This is a genomic window from Mycobacterium sp. NGS34, from assembly GCF_059812845.1.
This window is the reverse complement of sequence record NZ_JCALDM010000002.1, coordinates 385,994-400,700: the sequence shown is the minus strand read 5'-3', so window position 1 is coordinate 400,700 and position 14,707 is coordinate 385,994. Positions and strand designations below refer to the sequence as shown.

The 14,707-nt window shown below is 69.8% G+C and carries 14 protein-coding genes and 2 pseudogenes; 10 read left to right on the top strand and 6 right to left on the bottom strand.

From position 1 onward, the window contains the following. Positions 1–34 precede the first annotated feature (34 nt). A complete protein-coding gene (locus tag AC5Y7V_RS06870) occupies positions 35–679 on the top strand; it encodes a TetR/AcrR family transcriptional regulator (protein ID WP_499879274.1) in 645 nt (214 codons plus the stop codon). On the opposite strand, the gene AC5Y7V_RS06865 is transcribed toward AC5Y7V_RS06870, so the two are convergent. Next, positions 676–1,248 (bottom strand): TetR/AcrR family transcriptional regulator, encoded by a 573-nt coding sequence (locus tag AC5Y7V_RS06865; RefSeq protein WP_499879273.1) that lies wholly within the window; start codon positions 1,246–1,248, stop codon positions 676–678. The two genes, AC5Y7V_RS06870 and AC5Y7V_RS06865, sit on opposite strands and share 4 nt — an antisense overlap. Positions 1,249–1,319: 71 nt before the next feature. Between AC5Y7V_RS06865 and AC5Y7V_RS06860 the strand changes: the two genes are divergently transcribed. After that, complete coding sequence (locus AC5Y7V_RS06860; protein ID WP_499879272.1) at positions 1,320–2,423, top strand: cytochrome P450; 1,104 nt, start codon at positions 1,320–1,322, stop codon at positions 2,421–2,423. 291 nt (positions 2,424–2,714) lie between these two features. On the opposite strand, the pseudogene AC5Y7V_RS06855 reads toward AC5Y7V_RS06860, so the two are convergent. Both AC5Y7V_RS06855 and AC5Y7V_RS06850 read right to left on the bottom strand, forming a co-directional pair. Then, positions 2,715–3,305, bottom strand: a pseudogene (locus AC5Y7V_RS06855) (PPE family protein); the annotation flags it as partial. Positions 3,306–3,403: 98 nt separating this feature from the next. After that, the gene (locus AC5Y7V_RS06850; RefSeq protein WP_499879632.1) at positions 3,404–4,033 is read right to left on the bottom strand and encodes a winged helix-turn-helix transcriptional regulator; all 630 of its coding nucleotides are present in this window, start codon (positions 4,031–4,033) and stop codon (positions 3,404–3,406) included. A 94-nt stretch (positions 4,034–4,127) separates the two neighbouring features. On the opposite strand from AC5Y7V_RS06850, the gene AC5Y7V_RS06845 reads away from it, so the two are divergent. From AC5Y7V_RS06845 to AC5Y7V_RS06825, 5 genes are read left to right on the top strand one after another with little or no spacing between them, the layout of a single operon-like run. Next, complete coding sequence (locus AC5Y7V_RS06845) at positions 4,128–5,672, top strand: MFS transporter (RefSeq protein WP_499879271.1); 1,545 nt, start codon at positions 4,128–4,130, stop codon at positions 5,670–5,672. Beyond that, positions 5,669–6,499 carry a class I SAM-dependent methyltransferase gene (locus AC5Y7V_RS06840; protein WP_499879270.1) on the top strand — a complete coding sequence of 277 codons (831 nt, stop codon included), beginning with the start codon at positions 5,669–5,671 and terminating at the stop codon, positions 6,497–6,499. The genes AC5Y7V_RS06845 and AC5Y7V_RS06840 overlap by 4 nt, the downstream gene beginning before the upstream one ends. Next, on the top strand, positions 6,496–7,299 hold the full coding sequence (locus AC5Y7V_RS06835) for a class I SAM-dependent methyltransferase (RefSeq protein ID WP_499879269.1): 804 nt from the start codon (positions 6,496–6,498) through the stop codon (positions 7,297–7,299). The genes AC5Y7V_RS06840 and AC5Y7V_RS06835 overlap by 4 nt, the downstream gene beginning before the upstream one ends. A gap of 5 nt (positions 7,300–7,304) precedes the next feature. Then, positions 7,305–8,186, top strand: coding sequence for an alpha/beta fold hydrolase (locus AC5Y7V_RS06830; protein ID WP_499879268.1), 882 nt, complete (start codon positions 7,305–7,307; stop codon positions 8,184–8,186). A 3-nt stretch (positions 8,187–8,189) separates the two neighbouring features. Beyond that, entirely contained in the window at positions 8,190–8,699 is a 510-nt protein-coding gene (locus AC5Y7V_RS06825) for a DinB family protein (RefSeq protein WP_499879267.1), read from the top strand. On the opposite strand, the gene AC5Y7V_RS06820 is transcribed toward AC5Y7V_RS06825, so the two are convergent. Beyond that, a complete protein-coding gene (locus AC5Y7V_RS06820) occupies positions 8,670–9,788 on the bottom strand; it encodes an NmrA family NAD(P)-binding protein (RefSeq protein WP_499879266.1) in 1,119 nt (372 codons plus the stop codon). The two genes, AC5Y7V_RS06825 and AC5Y7V_RS06820, sit on opposite strands and share 30 nt — an antisense overlap. A gap of 102 nt (positions 9,789–9,890) precedes the next feature. Here AC5Y7V_RS06820 and AC5Y7V_RS06815 point away from each other — a divergent pair, with 102 nt between their 5' ends. Continuing rightward, the gene (locus AC5Y7V_RS06815) at positions 9,891–10,505 is read left to right on the top strand and encodes a TetR/AcrR family transcriptional regulator (protein ID WP_499879265.1); all 615 of its coding nucleotides are present in this window, start codon (positions 9,891–9,893) and stop codon (positions 10,503–10,505) included. 5 nt (positions 10,506–10,510) lie between these two features. Here AC5Y7V_RS06815 and AC5Y7V_RS06810 read toward each other — a convergent pair whose 3' ends face one another. Further along, positions 10,511–10,876, bottom strand: coding sequence for a hypothetical protein (locus AC5Y7V_RS06810; RefSeq protein WP_499879264.1), 366 nt, complete (start codon positions 10,874–10,876; stop codon positions 10,511–10,513). Between the two features lie 100 nt (positions 10,877–10,976). Between AC5Y7V_RS06810 and AC5Y7V_RS06805 the strand changes: the two are divergent. Next, positions 10,977–11,730: pseudogene (locus AC5Y7V_RS06805) on the top strand (beta-phosphoglucomutase family hydrolase). Beyond that, positions 11,727–14,093 carry a glycoside hydrolase family 65 protein gene (locus AC5Y7V_RS06800; protein ID WP_499879263.1) on the top strand — a complete coding sequence of 789 codons (2,367 nt, stop codon included), beginning with the start codon at positions 11,727–11,729 and terminating at the stop codon, positions 14,091–14,093. The pseudogene AC5Y7V_RS06805 and the gene AC5Y7V_RS06800 overlap by 4 nt, the downstream one beginning before the upstream one ends. Here the strand turns inward: AC5Y7V_RS06800 and AC5Y7V_RS06795 are convergent. After that, the gene (locus tag AC5Y7V_RS06795) at positions 14,087–14,668 is read right to left on the bottom strand and encodes a TetR/AcrR family transcriptional regulator (protein ID WP_499879262.1); all 582 of its coding nucleotides are present in this window, start codon (positions 14,666–14,668) and stop codon (positions 14,087–14,089) included. The genes AC5Y7V_RS06800 and AC5Y7V_RS06795 overlap by 7 nt on opposite strands. Positions 14,669–14,707 lie beyond the last annotated feature (39 nt).

Below are 14,707 nucleotides of genomic sequence, written 5' to 3'. Positions count from 1 at the left end.
AAGCTGTAATAGATATAGGAGCATGTACTGAATTATGGGATCTGTCAAGGGCCGGCCCCCGCGCCGCTACGACTCGAGCCGTCGACGCCAACAGGCCCAACAGAATCGGCACGCGGTGCTCACGTCCGCCCGTCAACGCTTTCTGGCGCAGGGCTACGCCGCGACGACCATCGCGGAGATCGCGCGGGACGCCGGCGTGTCGGTCGAGACGGTGTACAAGGCCTTCGCGACCAAGGCGGGGGTGCTCAAGGCGCTCTTCGACGTGTCCGTCGCCGGCGACGACGAACCGATTCCGATGGCCGAGCGCGACGTCATTCAGAAGGTGCGCGACACCCCCGACGCCGCCCGCAAGCTCGAGCTGTACGCCAAGCACCTGACCGCCACCATGCCGCGCAGCGCCCCGGTCCAGCTGCTGGCCCGCGATGGCGCCGCGTCGTCGGCCGACGCCGCGGAGGTCTGGAAGCAGATCCGGCACGAAACCCTCACGGCCATGACGATGTTCGCCGCCGGCCTCGCCGGCACCGGACAGCTTCGGGTCAGCGCCACACAGGCGCGCGACATCCTATGGACGTACCACGCGCCCGAGCTTTACGAGCTTCTCGTCCTCGAACGCGGCTGGTCGGCCACCCGGTACGGCAAGTTCATCGCCCAGGCGTGGATCGACGCCCTGCTCGGCTAGCCCGACGCGGCCCGGATCACGGCGTCGACCACGCTCCGGATTCGGGCGGCAGCTCGATCGGGGTCGGGCTGACCGGCGTCGAGCCAGGCGATGACGGCGTCGATCGTCATGGTGGGCAGCAGCCGCGCCGCCCAGTTGCGCCAACCGTCGTCGGCGATGCCCTCGAGGTGGCGGCGGGTGATGTCGGCCGACCGCTCGATGAGGGTGTCGATGACTTCGCGGAAGTCGGCTTCTCGCGCGGCATGGCGGTAGAGCAGCCGGAAGGTGTCGGGATCCGCTGCGGCAGCGCGGATCAGCGCGGGGATGCTGGCGTCGTCGAAGTCGTCCGGGCCGGTGGCCTCGCGAAGCCGCGCGTGACCGCTCTCGATGACCTCCCGATACAGGTCGGCCTTCGAGGCGAAGTGCCGGTACAGGATCACCGGGGTGACACCGGCCTCCGCGGCGATGGCGTCGAGTCCCGTGTTCGCGAAGCCGCCGCGGGCGAAGGCGCGCGTCGCGGCCTCGAGGATCTGTTCCCGCCGCTTGGCGCGGGGCATCCGCCGGGTCGACTCGGACCGGACCACCGTCATCTCAGACTCCTCTTGTCTAGAGGAAAGTGTACAAGTAATCTTGTATAACGCACTCTATACAAGGTGGCGCCATGACATCCATTCATGCGGTGCGCACGCCGGTCGGCCACGAGGCCTGGCTGGTCACGGACTACGCCCAGGTGCGGCGGCTGCTCGACGACGATCGCCTCGGTCGCTCGCATCGGAACCCCGAAACGGCCTCGCGCACGGGGGAATCCGCATTATTCGGTGGGCCGCTGGGCGACTTCGACACCGAGGAGGCCGATCACGCGCGGATGCGCGCACTGCTGCAGCCCCACTTCTCACCGCGGCACCTGCGGTCGCTGGAACCCAGGGTGGCGGCGCTCACGGCCGGCCTGCTGGACGACCTGGCGACCCAGGGCCCGCCGGCCGACCTGCACGCGCGCCTCGCGCTGCCGCTGCCCATCCTGGTGATCTGCGAGCTACTCGGGGTGCCCTATTCCGACCGCGACCAGTTCCGCGCCTGGGCGGAGGACGCCGGCAACGTGCGCGATCACGCCCGCTCCGAGCGCGGGCTGGCCGAGTTGTTCGATTACGGCCGCGGTTTGGTCGGGCGCAAGCGCGCCCATCCGGGCGACGACGTCATGTCGCGGCTGTGCGCCACCAACGGCGTCTCCGACGAGGAGGCCGCGACGATGTCGATGTTCCTGCTGTTCGCCGGGCACGAGACCACGGTGGTCCAAATCGGGCTCGGGGCAATGCTGTTGCTGACGCATCGCGACCAGTGGCGGGCGCTCGTCGACGATCCCGCGCTGATCCCCCACGCCGTCGAGGAGCTGCTGCGCGCGACGGCGGGCGCCGGCCCGGTGGGCGGCGTCCCCCGCTACGCGCGCACCGACTTCGACATCGACGGCGTCGCCATCCGCGCCGGGGACCTGGTGCTGCTGGACGTCGGAGCGGCCAACCACGACCCCGCGGCCTTCGCCGAGCCGCGGCGCGTCGACGTCGCCCGCAAGGAGACCGCCCACCTCACGTTCGGGCACGGCGCTCGCTACTGCATCGGTGCGCCCCTGGCCCGCATCGAGCTGAAAACCGTTTTCGGACAGCTGATTCCGCGATTCCCGTCGATGCGCCTGACAGTCGATCCCGCGACACTGCCCATGCGCTCCGACGTGCTGGCCGGCGGGCTCGCCGAACTTCCGGTGTCCTGGTGAGGACTGCTACGGCGGGAGCGGACTGGGCGGCGGAGACGTAACGGGCGGAGCCGGCAAGGCTCCGGTAGTGATGATCGAAACGGCGTCGGCTGCGGCTTCGGCTTCAAGCCCCCTGCCCAGCCTGGCCAGTGCGTCGGCGCTCTCTTCCACGCTGCGTTCGAGGCCTTGCACACCTGGCATGAAGCTCACGAGGGGACGGACAAGATTGTTGTTCAATTGCTGCAAGTCGGCCCGGAGCGCGGCTTGGCCCGCGGCGTATGCCAGCTCGTCAACCGCCTCGACCTGGGTTCGCGCGGGGGCGAGCGCCGCGGCGATCTGACCCCAAGGGGTAGCACTGAGGGCGACCGCCGGAGTCGCCTGGGCAGACGGCAATTGCTGCCAGGGCGCCAGTTCGGCGACCACCGCCGAGGCGGCGCCGTGATAGCCCGACAGCGCGGCGACGTTTTGGGCCCACATCTCCTCGTACGCACCCTCGGTGGCCGCGATCGCGGGGGCGTTGAACCCGAACAGGTTGGAGCGCACCAGCGACAGCAGCTGCAGGCGGTTGCCGGTGACGGCCGCCGGATGCGTGATCGCTGCCTTGGCCGCCTCGAAGATCTCGGCCGTCGCATTGGCCTGTGCCGCCGCGCCGGCGGCCTGAGCCGCCGACGCGTTGAGCCACTGCGCGTACTGAGTGGCCACGGCGGCCATGGCCGCCGACGCCGGACCCTGCCAGGGCCCGTCCGCCAGGCCCGAGGTCACCGAGGAAAACGAGTCCGCCGCCGACCCCAGCTCGTCGCCCAACCCGGCCCAGCTCGCCGCGGCGGCCAGCATCGGCCCCGAGCCGGCACCGGTATACATCTGCGCGGACGTCACCTCTGGTGGCAGCACCGCAAAACTCATCACAGCCGTCCCTTCGTATGGACATGCCTAAACAGCACAAGGGCGATACGACTGTATTGCAGGGTGGGCCGAAAATCCACGATTTCGGAAAAGTGGGTCTAGAGGAGCGCGAACGCCCGGCGCACCGCGTCGACGGCGTCGGGGTCGCCATCGAAGTCGATGCGCCGCAGCGCCGCCCGCCGCTTGGCCTCGCTGGCGCCGAGGCGCGCGGTGACCAGGTCCGCGGCGCCGGCGGTGATCTTCAACGAAGGCTCGCCACGAGCGCCGGCGAGCCGCCCCTGCGTCACTGCGAATTCGAAACGGCGGCCGTCGATTTCGAGGCGGATCGTCGCCTCCAGGCCCGCCGCGCCGGCCGAATCGAAGCCGAGCAGAAATCCGGCCAGAAAACCGTTCAACGGTGACGCGGGGCCATCGCCGATCGGGTCGAGCCGGTCCAGGCCGAACAACGCGACGCTGCGCAGGACGGGCAGCACCCGCTGCCAGCCCGTGTCGCTGAGGGTGTACACGGTGCGCCCGATCGGGGCGGGCAGATCGGTCCGGTCGACGAGCCCGGCCTCCTGCAACTCCTTGAGGCGCTCGGCGAGCAGATTGGTCGCAATCCCGGGTAGCGCGTCGCGCAGGTCGCCGTAGCGGCGGGCTCCGCCGACCAACTCGCGCAGGATCAGCAGCGTCCACCGCTCGCCGAGGACGTCGAGTCCACGCGCGATCGGGCAGTTCTGGTTGTACATCCTGCGGGACGCCACCACGCCACCGTACCTCGTCCAGACATCTTTTTCAACTTACTACTTGATTTATTTGTCTATTAGCTTTAGCGTCTTGTCCATGAGCACCGAACCGATCTTCCGAAACCGCCCGATCGCCGCGCTCGCCGTCATCTGCCTCGGCGTCTTCGTCATCAGCGTCGACGCCACCATCGTCAACGTCGCGCTGCCCACCCTGTCGCGCGAACTCGGCGCCGACACCGCCCAGCTGCAATGGATCGTCGACGCCTACACCCTGGTCATGGCCGGGCTGCTGCTGTCGGCCGGAAGCCTGTCCGACCGCTACGGCAGGCGGGGCTGGCTCAACTCCGGACTGGCGCTGTTCGCGCTCACCTCCGCCGTTGCCGCGCAAGCGAATTCGGCCGACGCGCTGATCGCGGCCCGCGCCGCGATGGGCGTCGGCGCCGCGGTGATCTTCCCGACCACGCTTGGCCTGATCACCAACATCTTCACCGACCCGTTGTTGCGCGCCAAGGCCATCGGGCTGTGGGCGGCCATGGTCGGCGTCGGGGTGGCTGTCGGGCCGATCAGCGGTGGCTGGCTGCTCGAACACTTCTGGTGGGGTTCGATCTTCATGGTGAACATCCCGATCGCGGCGCTGGCCATCATCGGCGGCATCCTGTTCGTCCCGACGTCCCGCGACCCCGCGGCGCCGCGCGTCGACGTCCCCGGCCTGATCCTGTCCGCGGTGGGAATCACGACGCTGGTCTACACCGTGATCGAAGCGCCCACCTGGGGATGGACCAACGCTAAGACGGCAACGGGATTCGCGCTGGCCGCGGCAGTTCTCGCGGCGTTCGCGGTGTGGGAGCGGCGCACCACCCACCCGATGCTGGACGTCTCGGTGTTCTCAAACCGGCGGTTCTCCGGCGGCAGCCTCGCGGTGACCGTCGGCTTCCTGACGCTGTTCGGGTTCATCTTCGTCATCACGCAGTACTTCCAATTCATCAAGGACTACACGGCGTTTCAGGCCGGCGTGCGCCTGCTTCCGGTCGCCGCCTCCATCGTGGTGGCCAGCATCGTGGGGCCCCGGCTGGTGGAACGGATCGGCACCACCGCCATCGTCGCCGGCGGCCTGACCGTGTTCGCCGCCGGCCTGGCCTGGGCGTCCACGGCCGACGCCGCCACGCCCTACAACCAGATCGCCGTCCAGATGCTGCTGCTCGGCGGCGGCCTCGGCCTGACCTTTTCGCCCGCGACCGAGGCCATCATGGGATCGCTACCGGTCGACAAGGCCGGGGTCGGCTCGGCCGTCAACGACACGACGCGGGAACTCGGCGGCACCCTCGGAGTGGCCATCGCGGGCAGCATCTTCGCGTCGGTGTATTCGGGACATCTCGGGGCAACCGCGCTGACGGGACTGCCCGCCGAGGCGATGCGGCACTCGATGGCCTTCGCGCACACCGTGATCGGACGCCTGCCCGCCCCCCAGGCCGGTCACGTCCGCGCCGTCGTCGATCGCGCCTTCCTCGACGGCCTCCAGGTGAGCTCGCTGGTGTGCGCGGGCATCGCGCTCGGCGCCGCGATCGTCGTGGCCTGGCTCCTGCCGGCACGTCAACAAGAAACGCAACTCACCCCCACCGCAGAAAGGGCAGCAACGCGATGAACACGACCCCACCAGCCAGCACTTACGTCCTCGGGCACGACGACGTGGAGGTGCAGCGACTACTCCTTCAGGCACGGCTGTACGACGGATACACCGAGCACGCGCTGCGGCTCGCCGGGCTGCGCCCGGGCATGCGGGTGCTCGACATCGGCAGTGGCCCCGGCGACGTGTCGTTCGTCGCCGCCCGCCTGGTCGGGCCTACGGGAAGCGTGCTCGGTGTGGACGCCGCACCCGCGATGGTCGAATTGGCCAGCGCCCGGGCCGCCGAAAAAGGCCTGACGACAGTCCGTTTCACGCAATCGGCGATCGACGCCATCGACCTCGAGGAACCCGTCGACGCCGTCATCGGCCGGCTGATCCTGATGCACCTGCCCGACCCGGCCGCCACCCTGCGGTACCTCAGCTCCTTGCTGCGCCCCGGCGGCGTGCTCGCGTTCGCCGAGATCGACATCACCCGGGCGCGCAGCGTCCCGGACCTGCCGTTCTTCAGCGAGGTGATCGCGGGCATCGTCCGCGCCTTCGAGGCCATGGGCATGAGCCCGCGGTTCGGCACCACGCTGCACACAGTGTTCGCCGAAGCCGGCGTGGGCGCGCCGCAGCTGACCATCGGCGCGCCGATCGGCACCGCCGCCGACGCCGACATCCTCGCCTACGGCGCGGAGGTCTGGCGGCTCGTCTCGCCCATCGCAGAACAGGGCGGCTACGGCCTCGACGATCTAGGCGACATGGACGAGTTCGTGCCGCGTTTCCGCGAGGAGGCGCTCGCGGCCAACGCCCTCATCACCATGCCCTCCATCATCACCGCGTGGACGAAGGTGCAGAAATGACCAACGCAATCGCCGACCAATACTCGACCGGACTCTCGCGCAACAACATCGAGCGGGCGCTGCGCTCCGCCGGGATGGACCTCGACCACCTGGCGCCGGCCGACCTGGCGATGCTGGAGGACTTCCACACCATGGGCCGCATCGCCACCGCCCAACTGGTTGACCTGGCTGAACTCACCAATGACAGCGAGGTCCTCGACGCCGGCAGCGGCGTCGGCGGCACCGGGCGCTACGTCGCCGACCACTACGGCTGCCGGGTCACCGCGGTGGACCTCACCGACGAGTACTGCGAAACCAACCGCTGGCTCAACCGGCTGGTCGGGCTCGACGCCCTCATCGAGGTGCGCCGGGCCGACGTCACCGAACTCCCCTTCGCCGACGGTGCTTTCGACGTCGCCATCAGCCAGCACGTCCAGATGAACGTGGCCGACAAGGCGCGCCTGTACTCCGAGACTCACCGGGTGCTCAAGGACGGCGGTCGGCTTGCCCTGTGGGACATCACGATTGGCGACGCCGGCCAACTCGCCTATCCCCTGCCCTGGGCCGACCACCCCGCGCGCAGCCATCTGGCCACCCCCGGCGAGCTACGCGCCGCGGTCGAATCGGCGGGCTTCACCGTCAAGGCGTGGAACGACCTCACCGACCAGGCGGCCGCGCTCATGAAGGCCATCCTGGCCCAGCCCGAAGGCCCGCTCGGCCTGCACGCCTTCGTCACCGACTTCCGCCAAAAAGCCGAAAACCTGACCCAGGCCCTGTCCGACGGCCGCCTGCACGCCATCCAAGCGATTTGCGAACGGTAACGGCCATGGCGCCCTACGAGGTTCCGGACCAGCGCTACACGCTGGCGTGGAGCGGCGGCCGCGGCGAGGTCAGTTTCCTCCCTCGGTCCGACGGGTCCCGGTTGCGCTACTTCACGGCGGGATCCGGCCCACCGCTCGTCCTGCTGCACACCGTCCGCACGCAGCTGGACTACTTTCAGCGCGCGGTGCCCGCGCTCTGGGACGACTTCACGGTGTACGCCTTGGACCTGCCCGGCATGGGCTGGTCCGACATCGTCCCGGGCGCCCGGTACGGGGAGGCCGAATTGCGCGGCGCCGTCGTCGAATTCATCGGGAGCCTGGGCCTGCGCGACGTCACGCTGGCGGGCGAGTCGATGGGCGGCGCGCTCGCGCTCTCGGCCTCGATCGAACTGACGGACCGGGTGAGCAGTGTGATCGCGTTCAACCCCTACGACTACCCGGACGGCCTCGAGCGCGGCAACTGGTTCGCCCGCGTGATCGGCACCGGCGTGCGCCTGCCCGGATCGGGACCGATCTTCGCCGTGCTGGAAAACCGGCTCATCCTCGAAGGCGTGCTGGCCGGCGGCTTCGCCGACCGCCGCGCGCTGCCCAAGGACTTCCTCACCGAGCTCCGGCGAAGCGGCCGCCGGCGCGGCTACCCCCGGGTGAACCGGGCCATCATGCGCATCCTTCCCGGCCTCATCGCTGCGAAAGGCCGCTACGCGCAGGTGAATACGCCGGTCACGCTGGTCTACAGCGAGGACGACTGGTCGCGCCCGGCGGACCGGGAACAGGTCGCCCGCCTGCTGGGTGTCCGGGCGGTCACCGTCGCCGGCGCGGGTCACTTCTCGGCCCTCGAGCGGCCCGAGGAGATGGTCCGGATCATCCGGCTCGCGCGCCGTCCATAAGCTGTGACGGTGGAACGGTGCCAGGAGTGTGGATACACATACGACCTGACCGCCGCAACGCGGTCCGGTGACGAGATCCGGGGTGGCGTCGCCGAATTGGCCCGGCTGCTCAGCACCGTCGAGCCGGCCACCCTCGCGCGGCGGACCGCACCGGAGCTGTGGTCACCGCTCGAGTACGCCTGCCACGTCCGCGACGTGCTGATCACCCAGCGTGAGCGGGTGCTGTTGGCCCGGCGCGTCGACGTGCCCGCCGCCGTGCCGATGGGCCGCGACGAACGCGTCGCCCACGACGGATACGCCGAGAGCGATCCCGCCGAGGTCGCCGAGGAGGTCACCGTCGCGGCGCGGCTGCTGGCGAACACCCTGCGCCGGCTCGACACCCCCGACTGGGAGCGCCGCATCGTCTACAACTGGCCCCAGCGCAGCGAACGGACGCTGCGCTGGGTGGCCGTCAACACGGCGCACGAGGTGCGCCACCACCTACTAGACATCCACCGCCAGGGTCTCGCCTAGGCCGAACCGGTAGCGGGCCGGCTCACCCGACGGGGTGTGCTCGCCGAACCACACCGCCGACTCGCCCGAAAACCGCGGCCGGGCTGGCCGGGGATGCTGCTGGCGCCGGTCGAAGCGGTCGAGCCGGGGCGTCGGCACCAGCCCGGTCAGCACGAGGTTGCCGATCTCGCGCAACATCCTGCCCGGCGTGCGCCGGGTGTCCGCCGCCCCGACGTAGCGGCGCGCGATGGTGCGAAAGTCCTCGGGTTCGACCCCGGCGACGTCACGCACATCGGTGGTCGGGCCGCCCACCTCCCAGCTGCCCAGCCCGGTCTCGGGCAGGTAATGGCGCAACCCCGACTCGAAGAACATGTCGACCCCCAGGCGCTTGGCGTTCACCCGCACCGCCCGCAGGAACATCCACGGCGGAATTTCCATGAGGCGCACCGGTCGGCCCAGCGCCTCACCCACCGCGTCGGCGATGTCAGTGCCGGACAACAGCTTTGGCCCCGTCGGTCGGTAGGCCCGACCGTCGTGGCGGTGCGGGTCGAGCAGGGCGCCCACCGCGACCCGGGCGATGTCTTCGTTGGACGGCGGCGCGTTGAGCCGGCCACCGGTCTGCGGCATCGGTAACACCCCGAGTTGGGCGGCGACCGGCAGCACCTGGAAATAGTTGTCCGCGAAGAAGCCGGGATCGACCGCGACGTGGGCGATGTCGGGCAGCAGCTCGAACAGCTTGTCGGACAGCCACTGCTGGCGCGTCATCAGGGATGGGTGCTCGGGACTGGCCAGCCACTGGCCCAGCGCGACCACCGCCTCCACCCCGGCTTCGCGCGCGGCCACGGCAAAGCTGACCGCGCTGTCGAGCGCGTGCGGGTGATACGGGGGATTGAAGAACAACCGGTCCACGCCGTCGACGGCGGCCCGAACCTGTTGAATGTCATGCATATCCGCCACGACGATCTCGGCGCCCAGTTCTCGCAACCGGGCACTCCGCTTGTCGTCGCGATGCACCAATGCCCGCGTCACCACGCCCTTTTCCAGCAACTGGGCCGCCACCGCACCGCCGACCTTTCCCGTCGCGCCGGTTACCAGCACACGTGTGTTCATCATCGAAGTTCCTTCCCAATGTGACCAATGGTTACTTCCGCCAGTATGCGACGGTTATGTGACCGTTGTCAACATTTGAACGGACGTGAGATCGTGTTTGGCATGAGTTCCGTCGGCCCCCCTGCCAAGAAGGGCTACCACCACGGCGCCCTGCACTCGGCCCTGGTCGAGGCGAGCATCGCGCTGGCCCGCGGGGGCGGGCCCGAGCGGGTGATCCTGCGCGAGGCCGCCCGGGCGGCCGGGGTGTCGCACTCGGCGGCCTACCGCCATTTCGCCGACCGCGAGGCGCTGCTGGCCGAGGTGTCGAACTACGCGCGCGGCGAGCTCGCCGCGCAGATGCGCCGGCGCGTCAATCGCAGCAACGACCCGCGCAAGCGGCTGCGCGCCGTCGGCACCGCCTACATCGACTTCGCGATGTCCGAACCGGGACTGTTTCGCGCCGCGTTCACCTCGCATCCCGCGACGTCGTCCCCCGAGCCGGCGGACACCGCCGCCGACCCATTCGGGGTCCTCGGCCAGGTTCTGGACGAGGCCCTGGCCGCCGGCCTGCTGGACGCTCGCCGCCGACCGGGCGCCGAAATCGCCGCCTGGTCCGCGGTACACGGGCTGGCCTGCCTGCTGCTCGACGGTCCGCTACCGAAAAGCCCCGCGGCCGTCCGGTTCGCGCGGGCCCAGGTCTTCGACCTCATCGAGCGCGGTCTGCTGAACGACGCGTAGCGTCCCTAGGCCGTCGGCGTCGCGTCGCCGAGCCCGAGATGCCGGCGCACCGTGTCGGTCTGCAGCGCCTGCCAGCCCAGCCGGGTCAGGCCTATATATGTGCGGTCGCCGTGCTCGCCGCGGACCAGCAAGCCGGCGGTCACCAGAACCTGCATCGCTTCGTTGACCGCGCGGGCGTCGGGATCGCGGAAGGGATGGCTCCGGTTCATGTCCCGGATCCCGTACTTGTACACGCCCGTCTTGCACCAGGTGACGATGCAGCCCCTCGCCTCCCGCTCCCACTGCTCTTCGGAATTAGCGAACAGCGGCAGGATCGCCGCGGCCACTTCGCCAACGGGCCACGTGAGCCACCACGGCGCGGCATCGGTCATCCACGGATTGAAGCACGGCCGCAGTCCAGCGCCCGTGCCCCTGGCGGCCCACGGGCAGGCATGGTGGAGTGGATATCGTCGCCCGACTCGATACCCGAGAGTGAGGTCCACCCGTGCTGGGTCTGCCGGAGAAGGTGCGCGCCTGCCTGTTCGACCTCGACGGTGTGCTCACCGACACCGCGAGCGTGCACACCAAGGCCTGGAAGGCGATGTTCGACGCCTACCTGTCCGAGCGGGCGAAACGAACCGGGGACGAATTCGTCCCGTTCGACGCGGCCGCCGACTACCGCAAATACGTGGACGGCAAGAAGCGCGAGGACGGGGTGCGGTCGTTCCTGGCCAGCCGCGGAATCGAGCTGCCCGACGGCAGCCCGGACGACCCCGGCGACGCCGAGACGATATACGGCCTGGGCAACCGCAAGAACGACATGTTCCAGAAGGTGCTGCGCGACGACGGCGTCGAGGTATTCGAGGGGTCGCGCCGCTACCTGGAGGCGGTCTCGGCCGCGGGCCTCGGCATCGCCGTGGTGTCCTCGAGCGCCAACACCCGCGACGTCCTCGAGATCACCGGCCTCGACCGGTTCGTCCAGCAGCGGGTGGACGGCGTCACGCTGCGCGACGAGCACATCGCCGGCAAGCCGGCCCCCGACTCCTACCTGCGCGGAGCCGAGCTCCTCGATGTCCCCGCCGGCGCCGCGGCGGTCTTCGAGGATGCGCTGTCGGGCGTGCAGGCCGGCCGCGCGGGTAACTTCGGCTACGTGGTGGGCGTCGACCGGGTGGGCCAGGCCGAGGACCTGCGCCGCAACGGCGCCGACGTGGTGGTCGCCGACCTCGCCGACCTGCTGCCGTCATGATCACCGAAGAGTGCTACCCCGTCGAACCCTGGCAGATCCGCGAGACCAAGCTCGACCTGAACCTGCTGGCCCAGTCCGAATCGCTGTTCGCCCTGTCCAACGGCCACATCGGGTTGCGCGGCAACCTCGACGAGGGCGAGCCGCACGGCCTGCCCGGCACCTACCTGAACTCCTTCTACGAGATCCGGCCGCTGCCGTACGCCGAGGCCGGTTTCGGCTACCCGGAGGCCGGCCAGACGCTCGTCGACGTCACCAACGGCAAGATCATCCGGCTGCTGGTCGAGGATGAGCCGTTCGACGTCCGCTACGGCGAGCTGCTCTCCCACGAGCGGGTGCTCGACCTGCGCGCCGGGACGCTGACCCGCAGCGCGCACTGGCGCTCGCCCAACGGCAAGCAGATCCGGGTCGTGTCCACCCGGCTGGTCTCGCTGGCCCAGCGCGGGGTCGCCGCCATCGAGTACGTCGTCGAAGCGGTCGAGGAATTCGTCCGCGTCACCGTGCAGTCCGAGCTGGTCACCAACGAGGACCAGCCCGAGACCTCCGACGACCCGCGGGTGTCGGCGATCCTGGAGAACCCGCTCGAGGCCGTCGACCACGAAAACACCGACACCGGAGCGCTTCTCATGCACCGGACCCGGGCCAGCGCGCTGATGATGGCCGCCGCGATGGACCACGAGATCGACGTTCCCGGCCGCGTCGAGTTCAGCACCGACGCCCGTCCCGACCTGGCGCGCACCACGGTGATCTGCGGGCTGCGCCCGGGCCAGAAGCTGCGCATCGTCAAGTATCTGGCGTACGGCTGGTCGAGCATGCGCTCCCGCCCGGCGCTGCGCGACCAGGCCGCCGCCGCGATCCACAGCGCGCGCTACAGCGGCTGGCAGGGGCTGCTGGACGCGCAGCGGACCTACCTCGACGACTTCTGGCAGAACGCGGACGTCGAGGTGGAGGGCGACCCCGAATCCCAGCAAGCCGTCCGGTTCGGGATGTTCCACCTGCTGCAGGCCAGCGCGCGCGCCGAACGCCGCGCCATCGCCGCCAAGGGGCTCACCGGAACCGGCTACGACGGCCACGCCTTTTGGGACACAGAGGGTTACGTGTTGCCCGTGCTGACCTACACCGCGCCGCACACCGTCGCCGACGCGCTGCGGTGGCGGGCGTCGACGCTGGACCTCGCCAAGGAACGCGCGGCCGAGCTCGGCCTCGATGGAGCCAGCTTCCCCTGGCGAACCATCCGCGGGCAGGAGTGCTCGGCCTACTGGCCGGCCGGCACCGCGGCCTGGCACATCAACGCCGACATCGCGATGGCATTCGAGCGGTACCGCATCGTCACCGGCGACCACGACCTGGAGCGGGACTGCGGGCTGCGGGTGCTGGTCGAGACCGCCCGGCTGTGGATGTCGCTCGGGCACCACGACCGGCACGGCGTCTGGCACCTCGACGGCGTCACCGGCCCCGACGAGTACACGGCGGTGGTCCGCGACAACGTCTTCACCAACCTGATGGCGGCGCACAACCTCGTCGCGGCCGCCGACGCCTGCAACCGCCACCCCGAGGAGGCGGAGGCGCTGGAGGTCACCACCGAGGAGACGGCCGCCTGGCGCGACGCCGCCGGCGCGGTCAACGTTCCCTATGACGCGGAACTCGGCGTGCATCAGCAGTGCGAGGGCTTCACCACCTTCGCCGAATGGGACTTCGAAAAGAACACCACCTATCCCCTGCTGTTGCACGAGGCCTACGTGCGCCTCTACCCCGCGCAGGTGATCAAGCAGGCCGACCTGGTGCTGGCGATGCAGTGGCAGAGCCACGCGTTCACGCCCGAACAGAAGGCGCGCAACGTCGACTACTACGAGCGGCGCATGGTGCGCGACTCGTCGCTGTCGGCCTGCTCGCAGGCGGTGATGTGCGCCGAGGTCGGCCATCTGGAGCTGGCGCACGACTACGCCTACGAGGCCGCGCTGATCGACCTGCGCGACCTGCACCACAACACCCGCGACGGGCTGCACATGGCGTCGCTGGCGGGGGCCTGGATGACGCTGGTCGTCGGGTTCGGCGGCCTGCGCGACGACGAGGGCGTCCTGTCGCTGGATCCCCTACTGCCCGACGGCATTTCGCGGCTACGGTTCCGGCTGCGCTGGCGAGACTTCCGGCTGACGGTCGACGTCAACCACACCGAGGTCACCTACACGGTGCACGACGGGCCCGACCACGAGCTGAACATCCGGCACGCCGGTGAGCAGCTCACCCTGAGCACCGACGCGCCCACGACCGTCGCGGTGCACATCCGCAAGCCGCTGCTGCCGGCACCGCAGCAGCCGCCGGGCCGCGAGCCGCTGCACCGGCGCGCGCTGGCCCGGAGTCAGTGAGGCTCGACGATCCGGGCCACCTCGACGCCCACGGCCTCGCGCACCTCTTCGTCGGTCAGTTCGTCGAGACCGGTGGCCGAGCGCAGGAAGGGCGCGAACAGCCGCCAACCGAATTGCAGCGCAAAGGCATTGGCCACGGCCAGGCGGGCGCTGCGGTCCCCGTCACGGCCTTCGTCGCGGGTCGCGCGGACGCTGTCGAACAGCGCCGAGGCGCCCGGAAACCGCGTCTGCAACTTCCCCGCCGGATAGCCGTCGAGCAACGTGCGGGCCATCACCCGGATGTGCCGGTCAAGCGCCCGCTCCGCCTCCGGGGCCGCGGGGTCGGCCTGCATCAACTCGGTCGTCGTCGTACCCAGGTGATCGAGGACGGAGCCGACCAGTTGATCCTTGGCGCCGAAGTAACGAAACACCAAGCCGTGGTTGACCTTTGATCGTGCGGCGATGTCGCGGATCGAGGTGGCCGCCGGACCGCGCTCGGCGAACAGGTCGGTGGCGGCCTCCAGAATCGCCGCGACCACCTCTTCCCGGCCGGTGGGAACATCCGTGCGCGCGACACTTGCGGAACCCTTAGTCATGTGACTACACTAGCTTGTTAGTCGAGTGACTACAACCGA